At 36.9% G+C, this 26,224-nt stretch carries 12 protein-coding genes; 8 read left to right on the plus strand and 4 right to left on the minus strand.

Annotation, left to right across the window (positions count from 1 at the left end):
- The 8 genes from BLW74_RS01525 (at position 1) to argS (ending at position 16,657) form a co-directional block, all read left to right on the plus strand.
- Positions 1-3,006: a SusC/RagA family TonB-linked outer membrane protein gene (locus tag BLW74_RS01525; RefSeq protein WP_089689707.1), complete on the plus strand. Its 3,006-nt coding sequence runs from the start codon at positions 1-3 to the stop codon at positions 3,004-3,006.
- A 24-nt stretch (positions 3,007-3,030) separates the two neighbouring features.
- Positions 3,031-4,647, plus strand: coding sequence for a SusD/RagB family nutrient-binding outer membrane lipoprotein (locus BLW74_RS01530; RefSeq protein WP_089689708.1), 1,617 nt, complete (start codon positions 3,031-3,033; stop codon positions 4,645-4,647).
- Positions 4,648-5,053: 406 nt separating this feature from the next.
- Positions 5,054-8,014, plus strand: a complete 2,961-nt coding sequence (locus tag BLW74_RS01535; protein WP_089689709.1) for a SusC/RagA family TonB-linked outer membrane protein — start codon at positions 5,054-5,056, stop codon at positions 8,012-8,014.
- A gap of 4 nt (positions 8,015-8,018) precedes the next feature.
- Positions 8,019-9,479: a SusD/RagB family nutrient-binding outer membrane lipoprotein gene (locus BLW74_RS01540; protein WP_089689710.1), complete on the plus strand. Its 1,461-nt coding sequence runs from the start codon at positions 8,019-8,021 to the stop codon at positions 9,477-9,479.
- Positions 9,480-9,535: 56 nt separating this feature from the next.
- Complete coding sequence (locus BLW74_RS01545) at positions 9,536-9,982, plus strand: lipocalin-like domain-containing protein (protein ID WP_167358360.1); 447 nt, start codon at positions 9,536-9,538, stop codon at positions 9,980-9,982.
- A gap of 331 nt (positions 9,983-10,313) precedes the next feature.
- On the plus strand, positions 10,314-13,322 hold the full coding sequence (locus BLW74_RS01550; RefSeq protein WP_089689712.1) for a SusC/RagA family TonB-linked outer membrane protein: 3,009 nt from the start codon (positions 10,314-10,316) through the stop codon (positions 13,320-13,322).
- 12 nt (positions 13,323-13,334) lie between these two features.
- On the plus strand, positions 13,335-14,762 hold the full coding sequence (locus BLW74_RS01555) for a SusD/RagB family nutrient-binding outer membrane lipoprotein (RefSeq protein ID WP_089689713.1): 1,428 nt from the start codon (positions 13,335-13,337) through the stop codon (positions 14,760-14,762).
- Between the two features lie 137 nt (positions 14,763-14,899).
- Complete coding sequence (argS, locus tag BLW74_RS01560) at positions 14,900-16,657, plus strand: arginine--tRNA ligase (protein WP_089690607.1); 1,758 nt, start codon at positions 14,900-14,902, stop codon at positions 16,655-16,657.
- A gap of 86 nt (positions 16,658-16,743) precedes the next feature.
- On the opposite strand, the gene BLW74_RS01565 is transcribed toward argS, so the two are convergent.
- The 4 genes from BLW74_RS01565 to BLW74_RS01580 form a co-directional block, all read right to left on the minus strand.
- Positions 16,744-17,685 carry a YihY/virulence factor BrkB family protein gene (locus BLW74_RS01565; RefSeq protein WP_089689714.1) on the minus strand — a complete coding sequence of 314 codons (942 nt, stop codon included), beginning with the start codon at positions 17,683-17,685 and terminating at the stop codon, positions 16,744-16,746.
- A 1-nt stretch (position 17,686) separates the two neighbouring features.
- The gene (gene tamL / locus BLW74_RS01570) at positions 17,687-20,014 is read right to left on the minus strand and encodes a translocation and assembly module lipoprotein TamL (protein ID WP_089689715.1); all 2,328 of its coding nucleotides are present in this window, start codon (positions 20,012-20,014) and stop codon (positions 17,687-17,689) included.
- The gene (locus BLW74_RS01575; RefSeq protein WP_089689716.1) at positions 20,014-25,041 is read right to left on the minus strand and encodes a translocation/assembly module TamB domain-containing protein; all 5,028 of its coding nucleotides are present in this window, start codon (positions 25,039-25,041) and stop codon (positions 20,014-20,016) included. The genes tamL and BLW74_RS01575 overlap by 1 nt, the downstream gene beginning before the upstream one ends.
- Positions 25,042-25,330: 289 nt before the next feature.
- Positions 25,331-26,218 carry a cbb3-type cytochrome c oxidase N-terminal domain-containing protein gene (locus BLW74_RS01580; protein WP_089689717.1) on the minus strand — a complete coding sequence of 296 codons (888 nt, stop codon included), beginning with the start codon at positions 26,216-26,218 and terminating at the stop codon, positions 25,331-25,333.
- Between the last annotated feature and the right edge of the window lie 6 nt (positions 26,219-26,224).

Raw genomic sequence — 26,224 nt, forward strand, 5'->3', positions numbered from 1 at the left:
ATGAAGAAATTAACTGCGAGTGTATTTGCGGTGGTACTATCGTCATCATTTATGATGGTATCAGCACAAAACACGAAGGATACTCTAAAAACCAAAAATATAGAGGAGATAGTTGTTACCGGAGCCTTAGGTATCAAAAGAAAGGCCGATGCGGTAACAAATACACAGCAAGTTGTAACGACGAAAGAATTAAATCAGGCGTCTGCACCAACCGCTGTACAGGCGTTGACGGGAAAGGTTTCAGGTTTACAAATCAATTTGACAAATAATGGGGTGGATCCTAGCTATAGAGTTGTCTTAAGAGGAGCTAAATCTATTACGGGTAATAACCAGGCATTAATTGTAATTGATAACGTTATTTCATCTGCTGATATCTTGCAGCAGATCCCACCAGAAGCAATCGAAAACATTAACGTAATTAAAGGTTTACAGGGAGCGGCTCTTTATGGTCAGCAAGGGGTAAACGGGGTAATTATCGTAACTACTAAAAGAGGTACGAAATCTGAAAAACTTCAGATGACGTTCAATTCATCTATTGATGTTTCTAACGTTTTTATGCTGCCAAAAGTTCAGCAAAAGTACGGGAAAGGAGTTCAGGATGAAGGATGGAGTGATGTGAGCTATGGTGGTACAAATTATGTACCATGGGAAAACATGTCCTGGGGAGCAGCTTATGACAATCCGGTTATCGGGGGCACTATGATGCCTTCGGGTCTTCCGCAGGCTGACGGATCATTTATTTATGAAAAATATGCTCCGGTAAAAAATCATATGAGTAAATTCTTTTCAACGGGAATACTGACTCAGAATGGAATTACAGCTACTGCAGGAGGATCTGATGCTTATGTGTCTTTCTCTGCTAACAGAACTGAAAATAATTTCGTAGTTGAAGGTGATAAACTTAGACAAAACAGTTTTATCTTTAAAGCTGGTAAAAAAATCGGAAAATTAAAAATTGATGGTAACATCAACTATATTAATAGAATCGTATCTAATACGAATTCATCTTTATATGATGATATTCTTCAGACACCTACAAATAATAACATTAAGCTGTATAGAAACAGTGGAATTGAAGGATATTATACAGGATATGCGGTAAATCCTTACTGGACTATCGATCATGAAAGATATGACAGACGTAGTGATTACTTCAGTGCTATCCTTGGTTTAGATTATGAATTAAATAAGAACATCAACATTACGTATACAGGTAACCTTACAACAAGAGGTATGACGTACATGAGACATAATGATGGTGCTGTTTTCAGTAAAACATACAATCTTCCGGGAACATCTATTGATGGAATTACTTTTGGTGATTTAGGACAGGGTGATATTACTTCTTGGTACTACGAAAGTACATCTAAAGAAAGAAATTATTATGGTGACTTAATGATTAACTTTAATTATGATTTATCAGATAAAATCAATTTAAAGCTAAACATTGGTAACAACATTCAGGATAGAACATATAATGTAACGTCTGTAGGAGGAAACAATCTTGACATCCCGGGATGGTATAATATTAAGAACGTTCTTAATCCAGATCCTTTCTCCAGCGCCAATTTGGATAACTATCAGACGAATAACAGAATTATTGCAGGATTTGCGAACTTGGATTTAAGTTATGATGACTATTTATTCTTAAACTCTACTTTCAGAATTGAGCAGTCTTCAGTAATGTCTACCATTCCTTATAATACTGGTAAGAGAACAAACCCGGTTTATCCATATTACTCTGTAGGTTTGTCTTTTGTTCCTACGAAAGCATTTGCTAACTTAAAAGGAGATATTCTTAACTACGCAAAAATTACTGGTTCATATACAAGAGTAGGTAATACCTCTGCAATCCCTCCGTATGCAACTGACGAAATTGGAGTATTCCCTACAGGATTCCCTTTCAATGGATTAAGTTCATATATCAACAACCAGACTCCTACAGCAGTAGATATCAAGCCTGAGTTTGTTAATACTGTAGATTTTGGAGTTTCTCTAGGGTTCCTAAAAGACAGAGTGAGATTAGATGCTTCAGTATATCAGTCCACGACAGATGATTTGATTACGGCTAAAACCACATCCAGTGCATCTGGTTTAACCAGCGTTCTTGATAACGTAGGTAAAATGAGATTAAGAGGTCTTGAATTGGATTTAGGATTAACACCTATTAAAACAAAAGACTTTACCTGGGATATGAAAGTATCATATTCTACTTACAGATCTAAAGTATTGGAATTAGCTGATGGTGCTGATGAAGTATCTCTATTGAGCAGTACTTCTGCTGCGGTAGGTATCTTCGCGGTAAAAGGGTCAGACTTCCCGGTAATCAAAGGAAGCGCATTCCAGAGAGATGATCAGGGAAGAATTATTGTTGACTCTAAAGGAAATCCTTTAACAACAAGTAACCTTCAGGTGTTAGGTAGAGCTACTCCTGATTATATTCTTGGATTCTCAACTAATATTAAATATAAAGGATTCACATTGTCTGCAATGGGAGACTTTAGACAAGGAGGCAAATTTGTGTCATTTACGAAAAACTTACTTGCCTTTACAGGAGGTTTAGAAGAATCTGCTGAGTTTGACAGAACACAAGGTTACATTGTTCCTAATTCTGTACAGAACACAGGTACAGCGGCAAATCCGGTATATACTCCGAATAATACTCCGGTAGGTGGTGCTGGAACGTATACTAACGTTACTAATTACTTCTCAAGTAGTGCTTACAGAGCTGTTGGAGAAAATTTAGTAGTGGATGCTACTGCATTAAAGATTAGAGAAATTGCATTAAGCTATGACATTCCAAAATCAGTCTTAAGTTCTACTTTCTTGAATTCCTTGACAGTAGGTGTTTACTCAAGAAACCCATTCTTTAAGTATGCGGATAACAACAGAAACTATGCGGATCCGGAAACGGCAAGTACAACTGGGAATGCTGCAGGTTTTGCTTATACAACGCAGTACCCATCAACTAGAAGCTTCGGTGTAAACCTTAAAGCCTCTTTCTAAACTTTAATTAATTATTACTTGAAAATGAAAAAATTTAAATATACAATACTAGGTTTAATTGTTGCCTCTATGACGTTGACTTCATGTGATCATTATTTGGATATTAATGAAAACCCAAATAACATCCATGCAGAAGCTATTACTCCAACTTTATTATTCCCTGGTGCTGTTGCTCAGACTTATAGAACTCAAGCTACATGGATGAATAGATTTGGGGGACTTATGATGAACTCTTATGCGGGTAACTCTTATTCTTTTGGATCTCCATTCGGTAATGAATATACGCTGAATGTAGACAGTTCTTTTTATCCACAGATCTGGGATGGTTTATACAGAAACGTAAGTAACTTTGTTGCTATTGAAAAGTTTGACAATTCAACGCATAAGTATGACAATTACTTAGCGGCTGCAAAAGTAATGAAGGCATTCTATATGCAGACCATCGTAGACTTATATGGTGATGCTCCGTACAGCGAGGCTTTCATGGGACAGGCAAATGCTACTCCAAAATATGATAATGATGAGGAAATTTACAGATCATTGATTCTGGGTATCAACGATGCAATTGCTATTATTGATAATGGAAATGCTGCAGCCCTTGAATTAGGTTCTACAGACATTGTTTTTCAGGGTGATATGGATAATTGGAAGCGTCTTGCTAATACCGTGAAATTAAGACTGTTAGTTAGAATGTCTAAAGTAACAGGTTCTATGGCTACTTTCAGAGATCAGCAGCTTCAGACTTTATCCGGAGCAGACTTTGTAGAAAGCGATGTTTTAGTAAATCCTGGATACAGTGCTGCGAACGATGATCAGCAAAATCCGTTTTTTGGATATTATGTAAGAAACAGTTCAAACTCTCAGTTGCAGAATAATACATTATTTACAGCATCTGAGCACGTTGCAACTTGTCTTAATGGTAATCCTTATAATATGACTGACAATGTTTATCAGAAATTTAATGGGATCATTGATGGAAGAAGAGGAAGAATGTTCTCATTAATTACTTACAATGGTCTTTCGGTTGTTAAAGGAGTAAGACAAGGTGCTACACCAGGTCAGCCTGGAGCTCCAACAGATCTTACTACCGTTTCAAGATTTGGAAATGGCTGGATCTTCGGTGCTGGCAGTCCTAGTAGTAACGCTCAGTTAACTTCTGTAGGATCTGCTAAAGCGGGTGTTATCATGACTCGTTCAGAAAGTGATTTCCTTCAGGCTGAAGCTGCGCTGAGATATCCAAGTGTATTCTCTTTTAACGGACAGGCTAAATTTGAAAGTGGTATCAAAGCTTCTTTCGATTATCTATATGCTGCAACTGGTGCTTCAGCTGCCTACATTACAGCAATTCAAAGCAAAGTTGGTTTAGGATGGACTGGTACTAACGATAATAAGATTGAAGCAATCATGACTCAAAAATGGTTAGCTACTGCAGGAATCAACCCTACAGAATCTTTTATTGATTATAACAGAACAGGTTTCCCTATTACACCTATGGCGACTACTTCTGCGAAGCCTAACAAACCATACAGATTGATGTATCCGTCTTCTGAGTACGTTGCTAACTCAGCAAACGTTCCTCAGATTTCAAATGCTCAATGTTTTACTAAGAACCAGACGACTCCATTCTGGAATCAGAACTAATTCTTATAATACAATTTTAATATATTTTACCGCCTTCGGGCGGTTTTTTTTGTTTTAAAACGTAATTATTTCTTCAGTTGTGGAAATATGCCTTGCATAGTATTTGTTGATGATTTTAGCTATTTTCTCTACTTTTTATTTTTAATTGATTGATATTCAATTTGTTTATAATTATAATTGAATTTGAAATATAGATTATATCAATTTAAGTGATTGTTATTATTTCTTAAAAAAATATAAGTTTTAAATGATGTGATTTTGTTAAATATCCTGTTTTTAACTTATTTTAGTAATTTATTGATTGTTTTTATTCTAAAATATTGAATAAGTTGCAATTTTTTCACATTTTGCTTTGTGGTATTAAGAAAGTTTTACAAATTTGTAAAGTCACAAAAATTAATTTGATATGAAGAAACTAACAGCAAGTCTTCTTGTTTTAGTAATGTCTTCTTCAATTGCTGTTGCCAACGCTCAGCAAAAGAATGACACTATTAAAACAAAAGAAATTGAGGGGGTGGTTGTAACCGCACTCGGGATTAAAAGAGAGAAAAAATCTCTTGGTTATGCTTCTGAAGAAGTTAAAGCTGCAGAATTAACCGGTGGAACTACCAATACCGGTAACGTAGCATCTCTTCTTTCAGGTAAGGTAGCCGGACTACAGGTAAATACAAACAACAACTTTGGCGGATCTGCCAACCTTTTGATCAGAGGATACAAATCTTTAAATGGTGGTTCTCCGCTTATTGTAATTGACGGTTCCCCTGTTAATAATACAACCGTAACAACAGGAGCCCCGTTTGATTACGGTAACTTCTTGTCAGATATCAACCAGGAAGATATTGAATCAATTAACGTACTAAAAGGAGCTGCAGCCTCTGCTTTATACGGAGAAAGAGGTAGCGACGGGGTTATTCTTATTGTTACCAAAAGTGGTAGAGGAAACAATGATGGTAGCTGGGGAGTTACTTTAAACTCAGGAATTACAGCTGGTTTCATTGATAAATCCACATTCCCTAAATATCAGACAAGATATGGAGCCGGATATGGAGGGGAATCCTGGAATGAAGATCCTGGTCCGGGAGGATATAATTATGCTAACTTTGGAGATGATGCATCGTACGGACCTGCATTTAATCCAAATTCACTCGTTTATCAATGGGACTCTTTTGACCCATCTTCACCTAACTACGGTAAAGCAACACCGTGGGTAGCCGCTAAAAACGGGCCAATCAAATTTTTTGAAACACCAGTCACTTATATTAATACCATCACCCTTGAAAAAGGGAATAAAACGTCAAACCTTTCCTTGTCATATTCCAATATGCTTTCCAATGGTTTGATGCCTAATTCAGAGCTAAGAAAAAATACAATCTCAGCAAAATTCAGCCACGATTTTACAGACAAACTACATGCCTCTGTTTTTACCACGTTAACTTTACAGGGTACAAGAGGACGTAATGAAACAGGTTATTCCGATAATATTGTTTCTGGTTTCAGACAATGGTGGCAAACCAACGTAGATGTATACGCATTAAGAAATGCCTATCAAAACAATGGTAACAGTAATTTTAGCTGGAACAGAACTTCAGCAGCTGATGGAACTCCTCAATATTGGAATAACCCGTATTTCCAAAGGTACCAGAGTTATCAGTCAGATGACAGAACAAGGGTTTTTAGCTATGCGCAATTGAAGTATGATGTTTCCAAGAACTTCGGGATCACAGGTAAATTATCTTATGATGATTTACAAATGGTGGTAGAAGAAAGATTAATGAACGGATCATTGCCTCAGGTATTTGGTGCATCCGGTCTTAATGTAGGGTCAGGATATGCAAGAACGAATGTTAAAAATTCTGAGATGAATTTTGATTTGTTCGCCAATTATAAATTTGACATCACCCCTGACTTGAATGTTAGCGGTATTGCCGGAGGAAACGTTAGAAGAAATCTGATTGATAACGTATATATGAGTACTGAAGGCGGTTTATCCAAACCGGGGCTTTTTGCTATTTCCAATTCAGTAAGAACAATACTTCCTCCTGATGAAAATTATGCAAAGTTTGTGACTTCAAGTTTATATGCAACAGCTTCTTTCGGATATAAGAACTTCTTATTTGTAGATGGAACCTTCCGTGTTGACCAGTCCTCTAACTTACCAAAAGGAAATAACAGTTACTCATATCCATCAGTAACAGGATCCCTTATCCTGTCAGAATTTGTGAAGCAGCCTTGGCTTAGTTTCTGGAAAATCAGAGGGAACTATGCTGAAGTAGGGTCTTCTACCAGCAACTACAGACTGGCTAATACCTTTAAAGCAAGAGGAGAAGGATTATTTGATCAGCCATACTTCCTTGCCAACCCTAATCTGAAACCTCAAAGGTCTAAAGAAACAGAATTTGGTATGGAAGCTCAGTTCTTCAAAAACAGATTAGGATTTGATATCGCTATCTATAAAACTAAAACGATTGATCAGATCATCAATTTACCGGTATCTTCCGCTACAGGGTACAGAACATTCTTAGTAAATGCCGGACAGATTGATAATAAAGGGATCGAAATTCAATTGAATGGTACCCCATTTAAATCTGATAACTTTACCTGGGACATTAACGTAAACTGGTCTAAAAACGAGAACAAGGTTATTTCACTGAATGGTAATTCACAGAATTATCTAATGGCAACCTATCAGAATGGGGTGTCTCTGAATGCTCGTGTTGGAGAGGCTTTTGGAGCATTGGTAGGATCAGACTATCAGTATGATGCCAATGGGAACAAAATTGTAGATCCTGTAAGCGGAAATTATCTCAGAAATAATAACCAGGTTATCGGAAATATTACACCAGATTGGGTAGGGGGAGTAAGAAACAGCTTCCGTTATAAAGATTTTTCTGTCAGCTTCCTTATTGATGTTAAGCAGGGTGGAGATGTCTATTCTCCGGATATGGCCTATGGTACAGCAACCGGACTATATGAAGAGACAGCTTATTACAGAGAAAGTGGTATTGTCAATCCGGGGGTTAATCCAAATGGAAATGTAAATACTACTGTTGCAGGTGATCCAACTTCAGCTGGTAGTGTAGACGGATATGGTGTTATGCCAAATAAGAGATTCGTATATGATGCTTCCTATGTGAAACTAAGAGAAGCTAGTATAGGGTACTCTCTGCCAAAATCTATTTTAGCGAATACTTCTATTCGGGATGCAAAAATATCTATTGTCGGTAGAAATCTATGGATTATCCATAAGAATTTACCATATGCCGATCCTGAAGCAGGTACCGGAAACGGATTAGCTGCAAAAGGGCAGTCTATCGGGGTGTTGCCTACGACTCGTGATATTGGAATAGATTTAACTTTAAAATTCTAAAAAAATGAAAAAAATATTTTTAATTATAGGCTTAGCTTCATTATCATTAACGTTTACGTCTTGTGAAAGAGAAATTACCTCTTTGAATGAAGATCCTAAGCATCCGACGGAAGTACCTTCCGGAGTGCTTTTTGCAAGTGCTGAACAGGTATTGCTTGATCAGATTTTGAACGTCAATGTTAACCGTAATATTTCAAGATTTTTTACTCAGCAGTGGTCAGAAACAACCTATATTGATGAATCAAGATATGATATGGTTTCCAGACCTATTCCCAGAAATCACTACAATCGTATGATGGCTTCGTCCTCTGCTACAGTAAATTCTCCGGGAGTTCTTTCAGCATTGAGAGATGCCAGAAAATTTCTTGACGGTGAAAGCGTGAGCCCTGTTGCGAAAAATAATAATATCGCCATGATTGAATTGGTAAATGTTTATGCATGGGCTAACTTAGTAGATACCTATGGAGATATTCCTTATTTCGGAGCTCTAAAGGCTACAGCAGAAAATCCTGGTAATTCAGAAATTCCTTATGATGATGCCAAGACTATTTATCTTGATTTAATCAAAAGGATAGATGCTGCTCTTGCTATGATTGATACTTCAGGTACAGGATATTCCAATGACCTGATTTATAAAGGAGATATGTCAAAATGGAAAAAGATGGGTAATTCTTTGAAGTTCAGACTGGCGGTTACACTTGCTGATGTGGAGCCGGCTTTGGCTAAAACTTATGCTGAAGCAGCCTATTCTGGAGGACTGTTTACGGAAAAATTAGATAACTTCGGATTACAGACATTCCCTTCCGGTTTATTGTCAAACCCTGTTTATCAGGATGTAATTCAGTCTGGTAGAAATGACTTTTTACCTTCCGATGTATTGGTGAATTTTATGAATAGTAAAAATGACCCGAGACGGGCTGTATGGTTTACAACTGTAGGTGGTGCCTATCTTGGCGGTAAATATGCTAAACAAAATGTATTTGGGCAGTATTCTCACTTTACCAACGTTATATCCGGAGAAAATGCGCAAGGATTCTTGTTAGACTATACAGAAATCATGTTTTTAAGAGCTGAAGCTGCACAGAGAGGATTTAGTGTTGGAGGTGCTGCTGCCACATTGTATGCTGATGCAATTATGGCTTCAATGACAGAATATGGAGTTAGTACAGCCAATGCTACTGCCTATGTTGCTGCTAATCCATATGATGCTGTCAATTGGAAAAAATCAATTGGAGAGCAATCATGGGTAGCCATGTTTAATAAAGGTTTCCAGGCATGGAACTTTGCAAGAAGACTAGACTTCCCGGTATTTGTAAACCCGTCAAACTCCAGAGTAGAAGCAGTTCCAATCAGAATGCGTTATTCTGATCAGGAATATCTTTTGAATTCAGCAAACGTAAATGCGGCGGCTGCAAAAATCGGAGGAGACAAAGTTTCAACGAAGATTTTCTGGGATAAGTTTTAATTTGAATAATAATCCGGCTGGTCATGCTGCCAGCCGGATGCAGGAAATACTTAATTATGAAATATTTTATAGGAATTCTTTTATTGATGGGAATTGTTTCGTGTTCCAATGATGAAGATAATAAGGTAGTGGTAAATGAAGTGGGTATCAATGGAACGTGGAAACCATTTAAATATGAATTCAGAGGTAAAAATATTGCACTGAATGATTGTGAAGATAAAGGGGTGATAATGATTAATGCAGATTTCTCCGGAGCCTATGACAGGTATGAAAAAGGAGTTTCCGGAAATTGTAATTTATCAGACTCCTTTGTAGGAAAATGGACTTATGATAGTTTATATAATACACTTACAATCACTTATACAGATGCTGGAGTTACTAAGACTTTGAAGAAAGAGGTTCAATCATTTTCTGATACCGAGCTTAGAATTAATGACAACAGCAAAGATCTGGATAATACTCCTGGGAATGACCAGGCAATCCTTGTTTTTAGAAAAGAATAAATATTCTTATTTTAATTATAAAAACCGCCATTTGGCGGTTTTTTTTATTTGTATTGTTTTTTTTATAGGAAATTGTGAATTAAATTTCATTTTTCAGAGTATATATATCAGTATTTCAGTGTTTTAAATATTTTTTTTATGGGTTAATTTTCATCACTTCAATACCTTAATTGAAGTGATTTTTTTTTATTGAATGCTTATTTTTTAACGTAATTTATTAATTATTTTATCTGTTTTTATATCAATATTGGTATTATTTATTATTTTATTTGGCTTTGTTTGTTAAGTTGTTAAAAAAAATACAAATTTGCTCCCTAAAAATTAATTTGATATGAAGAAACTAACAGCAAGTCTGCTTGTTTTGGTATTGTCTTCGTCTGTTGCAGTGGCAAATGCCCAGCAGAAGAAAAATGATTCCGCTACGCAGACAAAAGAGATTGAAGGTGTAGTGGTAACTGCACTAGGTATTAAGAGGGAAAAGAAATCTTTGGGGTATGCTTCACAGGAAGTAAAAGCAAGTGCACTTTCTGAAGGTACTACAAACACTGGTAATATTGCTGCACAACTATCTGGAAAAGTTGCTGGTCTTAATGTTACAACAAGTAATAATTTTGGAGGCTCTTCAAATTTATTAATTAGAGGTGTTAAATCATTAGGAGGAGGAAACCCATTAATCGTTATTGATGGTTCCCCAGTAAATAATACGTATACCCAAGAAAAAAATGTAGATTATGGAAATGCTTTATCTGATGTAAACCAAGAAGATATAGAATCTATAAATGTTTTAAAAGGTGCTGCTGCATCGGCTCTATATGGGGAAAGAGGATTAAATGGAGTAATTGTTATTACTACAAAAAATGGTAAAGGAAAAGATGATGGATCATGGGGAGTAACATTATCTTCTACTATGCAGGTTGGTTTTATTGATAAATCTACTTTCCCAGATTATCAAACCAGATATGGAGCGGGTTATTCACAAGTATTTGGATCAAAGAAAGCTAATGGTTTATACAATGCAAATTTTGGCGCAGACGCCTCATGGGGACCAAAATTTGATCCAAATTTAATGGTTTATCAATGGGATTCTTATGATCCTACATCTCCAAATTATGGCAAAGCAACCCCTTGGGTGGCCGCTAAAAATGGACCGATTACTTTTTTCCAGAATCCAACAACCTATACTAATGGTATTACTTTGGAAAAAGGACAAAAAGGTAAAAATATCAGCTTTACATATGACAATATGATGTCAGATGGTTTGATGCCTAATTCGCATATTAATAAAAATAACTTTTCCTTAAAAGTTAATTATGATCTAACTCCAAAGCTACATACTTCTTTTTATTCCACTATGACCTTACAAGATACTAAAGGGCGTAGTATAACGGGTTATTCTGATAATACTGTTGGTGGATTTAGACAATGGTGGCAAACAAATGTTGATTTAAAAGAGCAAGAAAGAGCATACCTTCAAAACATAGCTAATCCAAGTGCTGAGAACTATTACGGAAATATTTCTTGGAACAGGAAATCTGCTGCTAATGGTAGCCCGGCTTATTGGAATAATCCATATTTTCAAGCATATCAAAATTATACATCTGATAGAAGATTCAGAAATTTTACTTACGCACAGCTCACTTATGATTTATTAAAAAATATATCAATTACAGGTAAAGTATCTTATGACAGGTCTAACTTATTTGCTGAAAACAGAGTTGCAGTTGGATCTGTGGCACAATCATTCGGAAGATCAGGAAATGATGTTGGGTCAGGATATGCAAGAAGAGATGTGACAAGAACGGAAACCAATTATGATTTAATGGCAAATTATAAGTTTGACATTACAGATAATATTAATGTATCTGGAGTCGTTGGGGGAAATATTAGAAGAAACTATCTTAACTCTATATACGCTTCTACTGAAGGAGGTTTAGTCGTTCCTGGGATTTATTCATTGGCAAACTCTGTAAAACCTACTTTAGCACCAGAAGAAGATCAATATACCCTACAGACAAATTCAGGATATGTAACGGCTTCATTTGACTTCTATAAAATGTTTTATTTAGATGGAACATGGAGAATAGATCAAAGCTCAACTTTACCAGCTGGCAATAATGTGTATAGCTATCCTTCAGTAACAGGATCAGTAATTCTTTCTGAAATACTAAAAACTAAAGATTGGATGAATTTCTGGAAAGTCAGAGCAAATTATGCAGAAGTTGGTGGAACAGCAGATCCATATAAGTTAACAAACTATTATTCATCAGCTGGAATTTTCAGCGGGGCTCAAGGAGGTGTAGGGATTTACAGTTCTCTTTTGACAGAAGCAAATAGCGATCTTAAGCCTCAGAGATCTAAAGAATTTGAAGTAGGAACTGAAATACATTTCTTAAAAGACAGAATAACTTTAGATTTTGCGTATTATAAAACAAAAACTATAAATCAGATTATTACACTTCCTGTTTCTTCAGGAACAGGCTTTACTGGTAAGGTAATTAATGCTGGGCGAATTGATAATACCGGATATGAAGTTCAGTTAGGATTGGTGCCGATCAAGAGAAAAGATTTTTCCTGGAATATAGATGTAAACTGGTCTAAAAATACTAATCAAGTTGTTGATCTTTATCCGGGAATCACTAATCTTTTATTGAATAGTTTTCAAGGAGGGGTTTCTTTAAATGCTAGAGTAGGAGAAGCCTGGGGAACTTTAATAGGTACAGACTATGTTTATTTGAATGGACAAAGAGTTATAGATCCAGCTACAGGAATTTATAAAACAAATCCTAATCAAATTATAGGTAATACAACACCAGATTGGATTGGAGGAATTAGAAATAGTATAAAGTATAAAGGATTCTCTTTAAGTTTCTTAATCGATATCCGTAAAGGGGGTGATATATTTTCTACTGATATGTATTATGGTATGGATACTGGTCTTTATAAGGAATCTGCAATTGGGGATTATAGAGATAAAAATGTTGTTCTTCCTGGTGTATTGCCTGATGGAACACCTAATAATATAGCTTTATCACAAAATGGTACAGGTAGTAATTACGGTTACGAAACCCAGCCTGCCAAAGAGTTTGTTTACGATGGTTCATTTGTTAAACTGAGAGAAGCGAGTATTGGCTATACATTTCCAAAATCCTTATTACAAGGAACTCACATTTATGATCTTAAAGTTTCTCTTGTTGGTAGAAATTTATGGATAATCCACAAAAACTTACCACATGCCGATCCTGAAGCAATGGTGGGCGGAGGAATTAATTCTTACGGATGGTCTATTGGATCGATGCCCACTACCAGAGATTTTGGAGTAAATGTTACGTTTAAATTCTAAACTAATTAAAAAATGAAAAATATATTAAAAATAAGTTTAACTTCTGCTATGATTGGGTTAAGCTTAATATCATGTCAAAGTGATCTGACTTCACTTAATGAAGATCCTAAGCATCCTGCTGTTATTCCTTCAGAAAACTTGTTTGCAACTGCATTGTTTCAGTCGTCTTATTATATGGATAATCCAAGCGTAAATTTTAATAACTATAGATTTTTTACGCAACAATGGGCAGAGACTCAGTATCCTCAGGAGACTCAGTATGATTTGGTTACCCGTAATCAGCCTCGTAATCATTTTAACAGAATGTATGTATATACATTAAATAATATTAAGCAGGCAAAAGTAAATTTGCAAAAAGAGGCTAATAGTGATGTTGTTAAAGCCAATAAATTAGCAACTCTAGAAATTGAAGAAATTTTTGTTTGGGAAAACTTAGTTGATACGTTTGGTGATGTTCCATACAGTGATGCACTAAAATCTGATGAAATTTTCTCTCCTAAATATGATGATGCTAAAACTATTTATCTTGATTTAATTAAGAGAATTGATGCTGTTACTGCAACAGTAAATACTTCTTCAAAAGGATATGCAACGGGAGATTTAGTTTACTATGGAAATATGACAAAGTGGGTTAAATTTGCCAATTCAGTTAAATTAAGACTAGCGATGAACTTAGCTGATGAAGAGCCTGCTCTTTCCAAATCTGTAGCTGAGTCAGCAATTGCAGCTGGGGTAATCTCATCTGAAACTGAAGCGTATAAATTTAAATATGATGGTAATACATTTTCAAATCCTGTATATGATAATTTAGTAGCTTCTAATAGAGATGACTTTTTACCAAGTGAACTAGTAATTAATACCATGAGTGGTTTATCGGATCCGAGAATGAATGTTTGGTTTACAAAGGTTAATGGAGTTTATAAAGGAGGAGTATTCGGAGAATTAAATGATCCATTCAGTAATTATTCTCAATTAAGTTCTTATTTTAGATCATCAACTGGAGAATCGAATTTGATGAGTTATGCTGAAATTACTTTTTTAAAGGCTGAAGCTGCTGCAAGAGGATATTCTGCTGGTGGTACAGCAGCAGATCTTTACACAGCAGCGGTTACTGCATCAATGAATGAAAATGGTGTGACTTCTGCTGATACAGGAGCGTATTTACTGGCAAATCCTTATAATGCCTCTAATTGGAAGCAATCTATCGGAGTACAAGCTTGGATTGCAATGTTTAATAAAGGTTTAGCTTGCTGGAATTTTACAAGACGTTTAGATTATCCTATCCTTGTAAATCCTCCAAAATCAAATTTATCTTCTGTACCATATAGAATGCCTTATTCTGATCAGGAATATGTTCTAAATGGAGCTAACGTAAAAGCTGCAGCCATCAAGATTGGTGGAGATAAAGCAACTACCAAATTATTCTGGGACAAATTTTAACAAAAAAGTTTTTATACTTATATATTTAAAACCGCCTTCGGGCGGTTTTTTTATTTCCGTATATTTGTAGCTTAAATTTTGGTCAGAAACATACTGTAAAAATGTTTTGCTACGCCATTAAAAGAGAATTGAGAAAAATGAATATTAAAGATATAATCGAACAAAAACTTTCGGAAGTCATTTTAAATGTATATCAGTTAAAAGACATCAAGCTGGAAGTTCAGGAAAATAAAACGGAATTTGAAGGCGATTTTACCATTGTCACTTTTCCGCTGGTAAAACAGCTGAAAAAAAATCCTGAGAGCATTGGAGTTGAATTAGGAGAAGCTTTAACAGAGACTGAGCTTTTTGAAAGCTTTAATGTAGTAAAGGGATTTCTTAATGTGAAGGTGAAAAACCAATTATTTATAGACAATTTCAGGTCTGTAAATAAAAATTTCTCTGTTGTAGAAAAGAAGAATGCTACCGTTATGGTAGAGTACTCTTCACCGAACACCAATAAACCATTGCACCTAGGGCATATCAGAAATAATTTATTAGGATTCTCAGTAGCTCAGATTTTAAAAGAAGCTGGTTATGACGTGATCAAAACTCAGATCATTAATGACCGAGGTATTCATATCTGTAAATCTATGCTGGCCTGGGAGAAATTTGGTAATGGAACAACTCCTGAAACAACCCATACTAAAGGTGATAAATTTGTTGGAAACTACTATGTGGAATTTGACAAAAACTATAAAAAAGAAATAGCAGACCTTGTAGAACAGGGGATGGGAGAGGAGCAGGCTAAAAAAGAGGCTCCGTTGATGAAAGAAGCCCAGAAAATGCTTTTAGATTGGGAGAATGGAGATGATGCAGTAAGAACACTATGGGCAGAGATGAATGCCTGGGTGTATAAAGGATTTAATGAAACCTATAAAAGATTAGGAGTTGATTTTGACCAGGTTCAGTACGAAAGCAATACCTATATTTTAGGAAAAGATCTTATTCAGGCAGGTCTGGATAAGGGCGTTCTCTATCAGAAAGAAGATGGATCTGTATGGTGCGACCTTACAGATGAAGGGCTTGACCAGAAGCTGTTGTTGCGTTCAGACGGTACTTCAGTTTATATGACGCAGGATCTTGGAACGGCAGTTGAGCGTTTTAAGCAAAATAATATTCAGAAACTGATCTATACAGTAGGAAACGAACAGGATTACCACTTCCAGGTTTTATTTAAAGTTCTTAAAAAATTAGGCTATGAGTGGGCGGATCAGTTATTCCACCTTTCTTACGGAATGGTTGAACTGCCTGAAGGTAAAATGAAATCCCGGGAAGGAACTGTAGTGGATGCTGACGATCTGATGCAGGAAATGTACGAAACAGCAAAATCCAAAGCTCAGGAATTAGGAAAACTGGAAAGCCTTTCGGAAAAAGATAAAGAAGCTTCTTATGAAACGGTAGGATTAGGTGCGTTGAAGTATTTCATGCTTAAAGTAGATCCTAAGAAAAAAATGCTTTTCAATCCTGCAGAAAGTATAGATTTTAACGGAAATACGGGTCCTTTTATTCAATACACCTATGCACGTATTCAGTCATTGCTGTCTAAAGCAGGTGCTCTACAGTCGGAAATTGCTGATATTGAATTAAATCAATCTGAAAAAGAATTGATTATGCAGCTGGCCAACTTTAAAACTACAGTAGCCAAGTCAGCAGAAACTTTAAGCCCGGCTTTAGTGGCAAACTATGTATACGATCTTGTAAAAACATATAACTCTTTCTATCAGAATAACCCGATTCTGAATCAGGAAGATGAAAATGTAAAACGATTCCGTTTGACCATTTCAGATATCACGGCAAAAACGATCAGAAAATCGTTAGAACTGCTGGGAATCGGAACCGTAAACAGAATGTAAAAATAGAAAGCCTCCTGAATTTTCAGGAGGCTTTTTTATGTAGGAAATATACTTTTGTATCAAAAAACCGGAATTCAGAACCGGATCTACGTTTTATCATTATTTTCAACGTGCATCTGTTTCAGGCTGTCCGCATACAATTTGGCAGGGGTCCATCGTGCATGCTTGGAAAGAACTACTTTGTATCCTTTTTTGTACGTATAAACTTTCGTGAATTCTGCACCGAAGAATATCAGCATACAGGAATAATTAATCCACATCATAATCAGAATAACAGTTCCGGCAGCACCAAATGCTGAAGTAGGTTTCACCTGGTTGAAATAAAGACTTAACAAAAACTTCCCGAGCGTGAATAAAACCGTGGTCAGAAATGCCCCTTTCCACACCGGTTTCCAGCTGACCAAAACATCTGGCAGCACTTTAAACATTAAAGCAAATAACAGCATTACAAGGCCAAAGCCTACAGCAAAATTCACAGTCTCTACCAGCATATACGTTTCAAAACCAAAATATTGGGTAATAATCGTATTAAAGAGACTGATTAAGGAGGATAAAACCATGGTGATCATTAAAAGAAAACCCAGAATAAGAATCATTCCCAATGAGTTGGCTCTGTCCAGTAAAAATTTAAGTAAAGCTTTCTTAGGCGCAGCTTCCACTTCCCAAAGTGTATTTAGCGAATGCTGAAGCTGAAAAAAGAGCGTAGTAGAACCAAAAACCAATGACCCTACTCCTACCGCTTTCATAAAAATATTCTTTTTGTCAATCAAGGCACCTGCGAGCATCCCTTCAATACTTTTAGCCACATCCGGTCCCATAATCCCGCTGATTTGCGTGCTGATCTGTCCGCGGATAGCTTCTTCGCCGAAGAAATTTCCAAGTACCCAGATAATTATGATTAATAATCCCGGAATAGAAAAGATGGCATAATACGCAAGACTTGCTGAATCTTTTGATGCAGAAGAATTGTTCCATTCAGTAAATGTATCTTTTAGAACTTCCCAGAAAAATTTAGCAGTTTTGATCATATTAAAATGGATATCCGATGGCAATATTTAAAACAAGGTTATCTTTTCTCCAGCTTGAGTCTCCGAAGTTAATTTTATCGAAGGCCCATCTGTCTCCTTTCTGATAATAAGGAACTCTCAGTGGCATAGCAAGATCCAGTCTCAGAATCAGGATAGAAAAATCCAGTCTCAGACCTACCCCTGCTCCCACCGCAATTTCATTTAAAAAGTCTTTTGAAAACTTAGCCCCGGGTCTGGTTTCATCATCGTGAAGAAGCCAGATGTTTCCGGCATCTACAAACACAGCAGCATTTAAGAATTTATAAAGATTGGCTCGGTATTCCGCATTTAATTCAAGTTTCACATCTCCGGACTGGTCAAAATACGTACCTGGCTCCAGTGTTCTCGGATCAAAGCTACCCGGCCCTAAAGTTCTCGCACGGAATGCTCTGATACTGTTGCTTCCTCCTGAGAAAAACTGTTTAGAGAAAGGAATAAATTCTGAATTTCCGTATGGATAGGCAATTCCTCCGATAAATCTTGTTGCCAATGAAGACTTTTCGGTAAACTTATGATAGAATCTGAAATCATTTTCAATCTTTACATACTGACTGAAAGGAATTCCAAATATTTTCTTTTCCTTATCTTTTTTTACATCAGCCCCCGTCACCAGCCCCGTAATATTTCCTGCCAGATCAAGCGTCCCTTTATAATAAATGGTGTTGGTTTTCGGCAGCATGGTATTGGTATAGGTGTAAGAATACGTAGGACCGAAAATAAGCTGCTTATCAACAATTCGCCGCATAGCAGGATTATTCGCAGATTTAATCATGTATTCTTCTGTGACATTTGCCGGAGAAACCAGCGTAATGTCAATGACTTTCAGATCGTGTTCTTTCCTTGCATTTTCTTTCCACACATATCCAAATGATCCCGTGAAATTATTAAGGGTATAATATTTTGTTCTGTTCTGGAATTCATATCCCAATGTGATATTCGTTCTCGGAACAAACTCACTGGAAGAATGAAAACGGAACGGAGCCACAATTCTTGGGATGGAAAGCTGTACATTCGTTCCGGCTCGGAAAATATTATTAGCGTCCTGTGCTCCTCCCATCTGAAAATCAAATGCTCCGAAGATGGCTGCCTTAAACTGTTCTGCGCCCCGGAAAAAATTTCTGTGCGTCCAGTTCAGGTTCAGCTCACTACCTGCATAGTTGGCAGAATTTGTTCTTCCCAATGCTTCCAGACGAAGAGACTGAACTTGTCTTGGGGTTAATAAATAATAGGCATCAAACTTATGGCTTAAAGAATCAGATACGATGAACTCATTCTTTACAAATTTGAAGACTCCCAGGCTGATCAGTCGGTTCAGGGTCAAATTGTGATTGGAACGATTATAAAGATCTCCCTTTTTGAAATATAAGGCCCTGTCAAAAATTTTTGGTTTAAATTTATGTTGGGGATCAATCACATAAATATCGTCAAAAGCATATTTGGAAAGAGAATCTTTATTCATCGGAATGCTGTACTTTCCATCTTTTACATCCTGAATGTTGTAATTGGGAAATACAATAACATCATTAATGCTGAATTGCTGAGTGGCTAAATCAGGGGTATTGTCCTTCAGCTTTACATTAAGTTCCACCTTATGATTTTTGCTCACCGTACTGTCTGCCTGAACAATAATATTATCAGGATGGAAATAATAAAAACCTCTTTCTTTTAACCTGTTATCAATTCTTTCTCTTTCTGCTTTGATGACATCCAGGTCAAATGGTTTTCCATTTTTAAGAAGCGTTCTGTTGGTAAAACTCTGAATTTCCTTATTAACCAGTGTAGAATCTTTCTGAAATTTTACACCGTCAATCAAATATCTTGAACCCGGCTTTACTGTGTAGATAACCTGGGCTTTTTTATTTTTGGAAACAGTATCATAGGTTGCTTTAGCATTGAAATATCCTTTATTTTCAGAATAATTCACGATAATATCTTTATTGAACTCACGGTCCACATCACCCAGTAGTACAGGTTTTTCGCCTACCTTATACTTCAGCCAGTAATTGAAGCCTTTATCTTTTTTAGGCTCTTTGGCAATATTATAGAAATAGAGCTTCGGGCGCAGTCCTAAAAATGTAGAATTGGGCTTTGGAGTAAGGTTGGCTTCTAAGGCCGCCTGAAGATCTTTCTTTTCCTTTTTAGAAATCGTATCATTTTCAATCTTTACTTTGGCTCCCGTGTAAAGCATCTGGCCCTCTTTCAAAAACCTTGTATTACTGCACGAGACTACCGTTGATGCCATTCCGGAAACCAACAGATACTTACAATAGATATGGAACTTATTATTCATTATTTAAATTCTACCACTTGGTTATTTTGATTCTTTTTTGGCTTTTTCTCTTTTGACTTTTGGAAAATCTCCCGGAATTTATCATAATCCAATGTAATGATAAATCCAACTCCGGTTTCTATAATCTGTCCCTGAAGAGCCACCTGATATTCGTCCTTACGGTAAGCACGCAGCATATATCTTCCATCTTTGGAAAGACTGTAGTCTACGGAAACATTCCCAGCAATATTCGTCATATTTTCATTCTGGCGGGCCTGGCCTTCCAGTCCGAAGTTGCTTCCTACCGTTACTTTCAGTCGGTCATTCAGGAGCTTTTTGCTGATATCCACATTCAGGTCTGTTCGGGTATTTTTTTCTCCGCTGGAATAATCTTCTGAAGAATCAAGGCCAAAATTAAGGTCTACACCTTTGATCAGTCCTGCGGCCAGATTGTTCAGCTGCTGAGAAAGAATCTTACTCACACTCTGTCTTGCCATGGTTTCCGCAGACATTCCGGCTCCGCTTTCAAATGGATTTTCCCCGATAAAGCGGTTCAGAAGTAATAAGGCAAATACCTGTTTATTGAGCTCGGATTCCTGTGTTCTGATCTGTGCAAGCTTCTGATCCACAACATCTTTTACATTCGTAGATACAGAATTGTTTTTTTCATCTGTCGTAATATCGAAAGTAAGCTGAGGTTTCAGTAATTCCCCTTTCATTTTTAATAAAGCATTGAAAGGGACTCTTTGCTTAAACTGATTCAGTGTAGATGCGCTTTCTCCGCTGATCTGCTGCTCAACAAGGTCAATAGGCGGAGCCTCCGTTTTATAGACAGCAGTAATGTCCAGTTGAGCCGTTGTAGGTTCACCCGTCCAGGTAATGGTGCTGCCTTTCTGGATGTCAAATTTACGTTTCAGAAAACTTACGGAAAGGTCGTAACTTCCTTTTTCCACTTCATATACTCCCACCAATGTAGTTTTTCCTGACGGATCTATTCCTCCCGTTAATTCTGCTTCTCCCTGAAGCTGTACAAAATCGCCATTGGCCTTATCAATGATCAGCGACAGTTTTGCTTCTTTGCTGACCTCAATATTAACACTTACATCCATCCCTTTGATGCGGCTCTGCGCATTAAGAGAATCTGCTTTGATTGTCTTGTTTAAAACCACCTGGTCCTGATCCACAAATTCTACAATTCCGTCTCTTTCCTGTAGAGTAGGGCTGGACTGAGGCAGTACAAAAGTGAAGTCTGTATTATCTGCCACGCTTAATCTTCCGTCCACTTTGGGAAGGTCAAGATTTCCGCGGATATGAAGCCCGGCATCAATGGCCAGAATACCATACATGATAGCATCATTTGATTTTTCTGAATTGACAACTTTGAAATCCTTCGCATTTACATCCAGATTAAAGGCGAAATCTCTGTAGGTTTGAGTAAGAACCTGCCCGTCTACAACAAGCGCATTTCCGTCTTTATCTTTAATTTTGAATTTGTCAAACTCTATTCCACGGCTGGTAAAATCTATTGCATCACTCAGGTGTCTGAAATCACTTCCTGTTTTTGCTATTTCCAGGCCTGCATCATTGAATTTCACTTTTCCCAGGATATTAGGCCGGTCAGTGGTGCCGGTAATTTTTAAATTTCCTGAAAGATACCCTTCCGTATTGGTAATAGCATTCATAGAAAACCCTTGAATACTTTTCATCTGCAGCTGATTGATAGCCATATTCAGATCGAAAGAGCTGGAAGAAGTATTATAATCTCCCAGAATTTTTACATCATTGTTATTTCCTGAAAGGGCAATATCGGCATTTAAAACATTCGGTGACGCGTTGTTCACTTTTACCGCAAGATTCCCGACAGGGCTTCCATAGACAATTAAATCTGAAATATTCAGATCAGAATTAAAAGTCATTTTTTTCGTCACATCTCTGAGCTGTGCTGTTCCGTTGATCGTTCCTCTTGCCAGAACAGTATCTTTTTTGATAAGTTCTGTAATGGTTTCAATTTTAAAATCTTTCAACGAAATATTCAAAGGACTGCTTGGGCTGTTGCTTTCAGACTGTACTGCAATTTCACTGTTTCCGTTGGACAGGATAAAATTTTCTGCAAGAATTCCCTTGCTGCTGATCTGGATTTTATTGTTTTCAGCAACGTTCCAGTCAGTATAATTGAGCTTCAACCCGTTAGGATTAAGAGATATTTCTGTAATGTCATTCAGTGATTTTGCATTTCCTGCAATCAGGAATTGCGTAGCATCTTTTTCATCTTTTGTAGTGACATTGTATCGGATGGTATTGTCTGCAACATCTCCGTCAATATTGATTTTGTTTAAAGAAAAGCTTGAGCTTTTTAAGGCTGCGACATTCAGGCTGTACTGCAGCGCCTGATTTTCATTGGTGACCTTTAAAGCACCTTTTTCAATAGAGTTTTCTCCATATAGTAATCTCGGAATTTGTCCGTCAATCTCAATTTTCTGAGAATCCGCATCATAATTTCCGGCCAGATTGATTGTCTCAAAATCTTTCAGATCCGGCACAAATTTTCTGATCAGATCATCATTTTTGATTTTCGCAGTAAAGGTGAAATGCTGTCCCGGATCAATTTTCTGCTTGTTATCCGGTTTCTGGAACTGATAATACTGATTCACGGTTTTCGTTAAAGCACCAAAAATCTGAGTCAGTTTGTATTTGCCTTTGAGTTCTACATCTGCAAACTGGGAATTGAAAATAATCTGCGTGGAATCTGTTGTGGACGAAGCTTTCAGATTCACTTCCTGTACCGGATAAACTTCTTTGGTATCTGAGAATGCAAAATCTTTCAGGTTGAGATATCCATTCAGATTATTGGGATCAAGGCTGGTGAAATCGCCATCAATTTTTCCGGCAATAATCATCGGTTTTTCGTAGAAACCAAGTTTATTAACATCCAGTTTAATAACTTCTCCATTCACTTTTACCGTAGGATTTTTTTCATCATACACTCCGGAAGCGGTCAGCTGTAAACTGGCGTTAGGATCTTTTGAATCTAAAACTACATGATAAGCTCCTTTTCGGATTTTTCCGGTAAGGTTCATGTTTTGATAACGGTATCCTTTATAGACTGCGGAGGCAACATGGCCTTTCAGGTCTGCATTGGCATTTTTAAAATCAAAGCTTTCCCCTTTGGCTGCAATTTGTGCAGTGATGGGACCAATATCTTTATTCTGAATGATTTTTCCGACTTGTATACCTTGAAGATTAGCTTTTACGTCATACAGCTCATGATTTTTTCTTCGCATGTCTACCTGCGCGATCACCGCAGCATTTCCTAAAGTGGAGTAGAGGTTAAGATCTGTATTCACCACTTTGGTCGTTCCTTTTGCATTTCCTTTGATACTGAAATGAGAAGGGAGTGATATATTGGAAGGAATTGTATTTTTAGGAACAAGATTGAATATCGTTCTGGCACTGGAAGAAAATTCACCTATTCTCAGATCGTAATACAGCTGATCCGGATTCATAGCGTTTTTTATTTTTCCGGATGCCATTACTCTCAGCTCATCCAGTCCCGAAACTTTGAGATCCTGAATTAAAAGATCATTGACGGTTCCTTTTACATTAGCATTGACATTAAGAACAGCATTGGGATATTTGTTAAAGGGAACTGTATTTCTTAAGGTAGGCACAAGATTCAGAATATCGGAAAACCCTATTTTTGAGTCTTTGATGTTGGCTGAAATTTTTACAGCACCTAAGTTCGAGCTTAGCTGATCTACAGCATTGTAGTTTAAAATAACTTCATCCCGCAATATTGTTTTCGGAGTCTGAAGATAGAGATCCTTCAGGTATGCTTCTTTTTCCGCGTATACAAAATCAGTATTGAATTTCTGGATATCCAGTCCTCTGCCTTCTTTAATTTCTGCTGAATTTACTGTTCCGGCGAAAGTATTGTTTTCCATTTTGAAACTTCTTACTTCCACATTCATTTTCGAAAAATTAAGGTGGTTGAAGTCCATGCCCTGTCGGGTTGGAGCAATGGCGGTATTGTTATAACTGACTTTTACATCATTCAGAACAAGTTTCCCTAGGAGAAGTTTCATCGCTTTATCCTGATCGGAAGCTTTGGAAACCTCAGGTTCTTTTGTTTTTTTCGGATTGGCATTCTGAGCAGGCAGGTAAAGATTGGCATCAATATCTGCTCCTGAAAGAAATACATTGGATACATTGTAGGCATTGTTTTCAAGATCCAGTTTGTTGACCTTTGTGCTCAGTTCCTTAAATATAATTTTTGCAAATGTTTTGGTGTTTTCATCGCCGTAATCAATATCAAAATGAGTAAGCTTGATTCCCCTTAATCCGATGTTCATCGGTTTTTTTTCATTGAGAGAATCTACCTTTTTCTCAACTTTGTTCGCTACTTCCTCTACAAGACCTTGTTTTAGCTTTAATTTTAATCCGTCAAGATTAATATCATTGACAGCATAATTGTTTTTACTGAGATCAAATTTTTTAACCCGTGTATCAAAGGACTTAAAATACAGCTGAATGTCATTCTTCGACTGTTGGTCGTTGAAGGTTACCCCAACATCTTTGAGATTGATTTTATCAAGAGAAATAATGAAGGGTTTGGAAGGGCTTTCTTCTTTGTCACTGGTTGCAAAAGCATCGATGATATAATCAAAATTGAATTTACCATCCGGTTTTCGTACGACATTGGCACGGGCGCCTTCCATATTGACAGAAGTAATATCTGCTGTAGAATTAAGCAGTTTCAGCATATGCAGTCCTACATCCAGCTTTTTAACTGCCAGAAGGGTATCTACATCCTGTCCCTTAAGATAGAGATTCTCCATAACAAGACTGTTGGGAAATCCTATGTAGACCCTTTCAAGGCTTACAGGAGTTTTAATTTTCTTCTCCAGATAAACAATGAGTTTGTCTTTAATAAAGTTCTGAACGGCAGGAAGCCTTAAGCTTAGTATCAACAGGGTAAGAAGAACCAATATCGAAATAAAGGTTATTGCAATACGCCTTAAGAGTTTTGTGGTGTTGATTTTCAGTTTCAAATGCGATGAGGTTTCTAACAAAGATAATAATACTATTTTATTTGGTCTTTGTTGTGGTACCCTTTGCGTATGCAAAAATCCTGCCTTGGCTGTCTTTTTATGGAATTTCTAGTTTGTAGTTGTCAAGTGAATAGTTGAGTAAGACAGCCAAAACAAGGATTGTTATTGTTAAAAAACGCCCCCTTGTTATCATTTTTTAATGTTGAAAAGGTTAGTTAGCAAAAATGAAATTCAAATGTTAGTAGTTGTGAAGGGGGCGTGGCATGGTTTATATGATAGATAATACGTTTTACTGGTTTCCGTTTTCCCATTTCACTTCTTCTCCCTGCGGAGCAGCGCCTCCCTGGGCTGGAGTGATAGGAGCGGTTTCCTGATTGATGTGATAAATATAGGCTGCAATTTTTTCAGCATCTCTTCCGGTAATGGTTCCTTCTTTAATAAAAGGTCTCATGGTAGGATTGTTCGGAGATCCGTTTTCAAGCATCCAGAATACGTTTTTGAATAAGCTTTTTTCCTTAATATTGATCCAATGGGTGTCGGTAAGGTTCGGGCCTATGCCTCCTTTTCCTCCATCTCCGTGACAGGTGACACAATTTGTTTTGAACAGTTCCTGGCCTTCTGCAATGTTATCAGCACTGTATTTTGCAGACTCCAGATTGATCTGGGGGGCTGTTTTTTCATACTCCGCAATGGATGCCAGCATGGTTTTGGTTTCTTTGGTGTACTCTGCTTCCGGATGGGCATAATCCGTGAAAGAGAAGGCAAACAGATACACAGCACAGAAGATACATCCGAACCAGAAAAGACCAATCCACCATTTGGGAAGCGAGTTGTCAAGCTCGGTAATTCCGTCAAAACCATGGTCAATAAGAATATCTTTTTCTTCCGTAGCGGTTTGTTTTTTGAAGGCAGAATTCCATAATTTCTGGTAATAAGGAACTTTTTTCTCTTCCAGGTATTTTTTTTTCTCTTCCTCGGATAATTTGCTGAAGCTTTGATTTTCTACCAGATCTCCAATAGAGTTCATGATCAGCAGAAGAATAGTAGCGATTAATATCAGTGCCCAGAAAAAAGGAGAAGAAAAATATCCTGAATCACTGGCAAACATTTCAAAGGCCATGATCGTTAAACCTATCGTTGCTGCGATATATATTGAAATGGGGGTTCTCGTTTTCATTGCAAT

This window comes from Chryseobacterium culicis (assembly GCF_900108365.1).
Taxonomy (GTDB): Bacteria; Bacteroidota; Bacteroidia; order Flavobacteriales; family Weeksellaceae; genus Chryseobacterium; species Chryseobacterium culicis.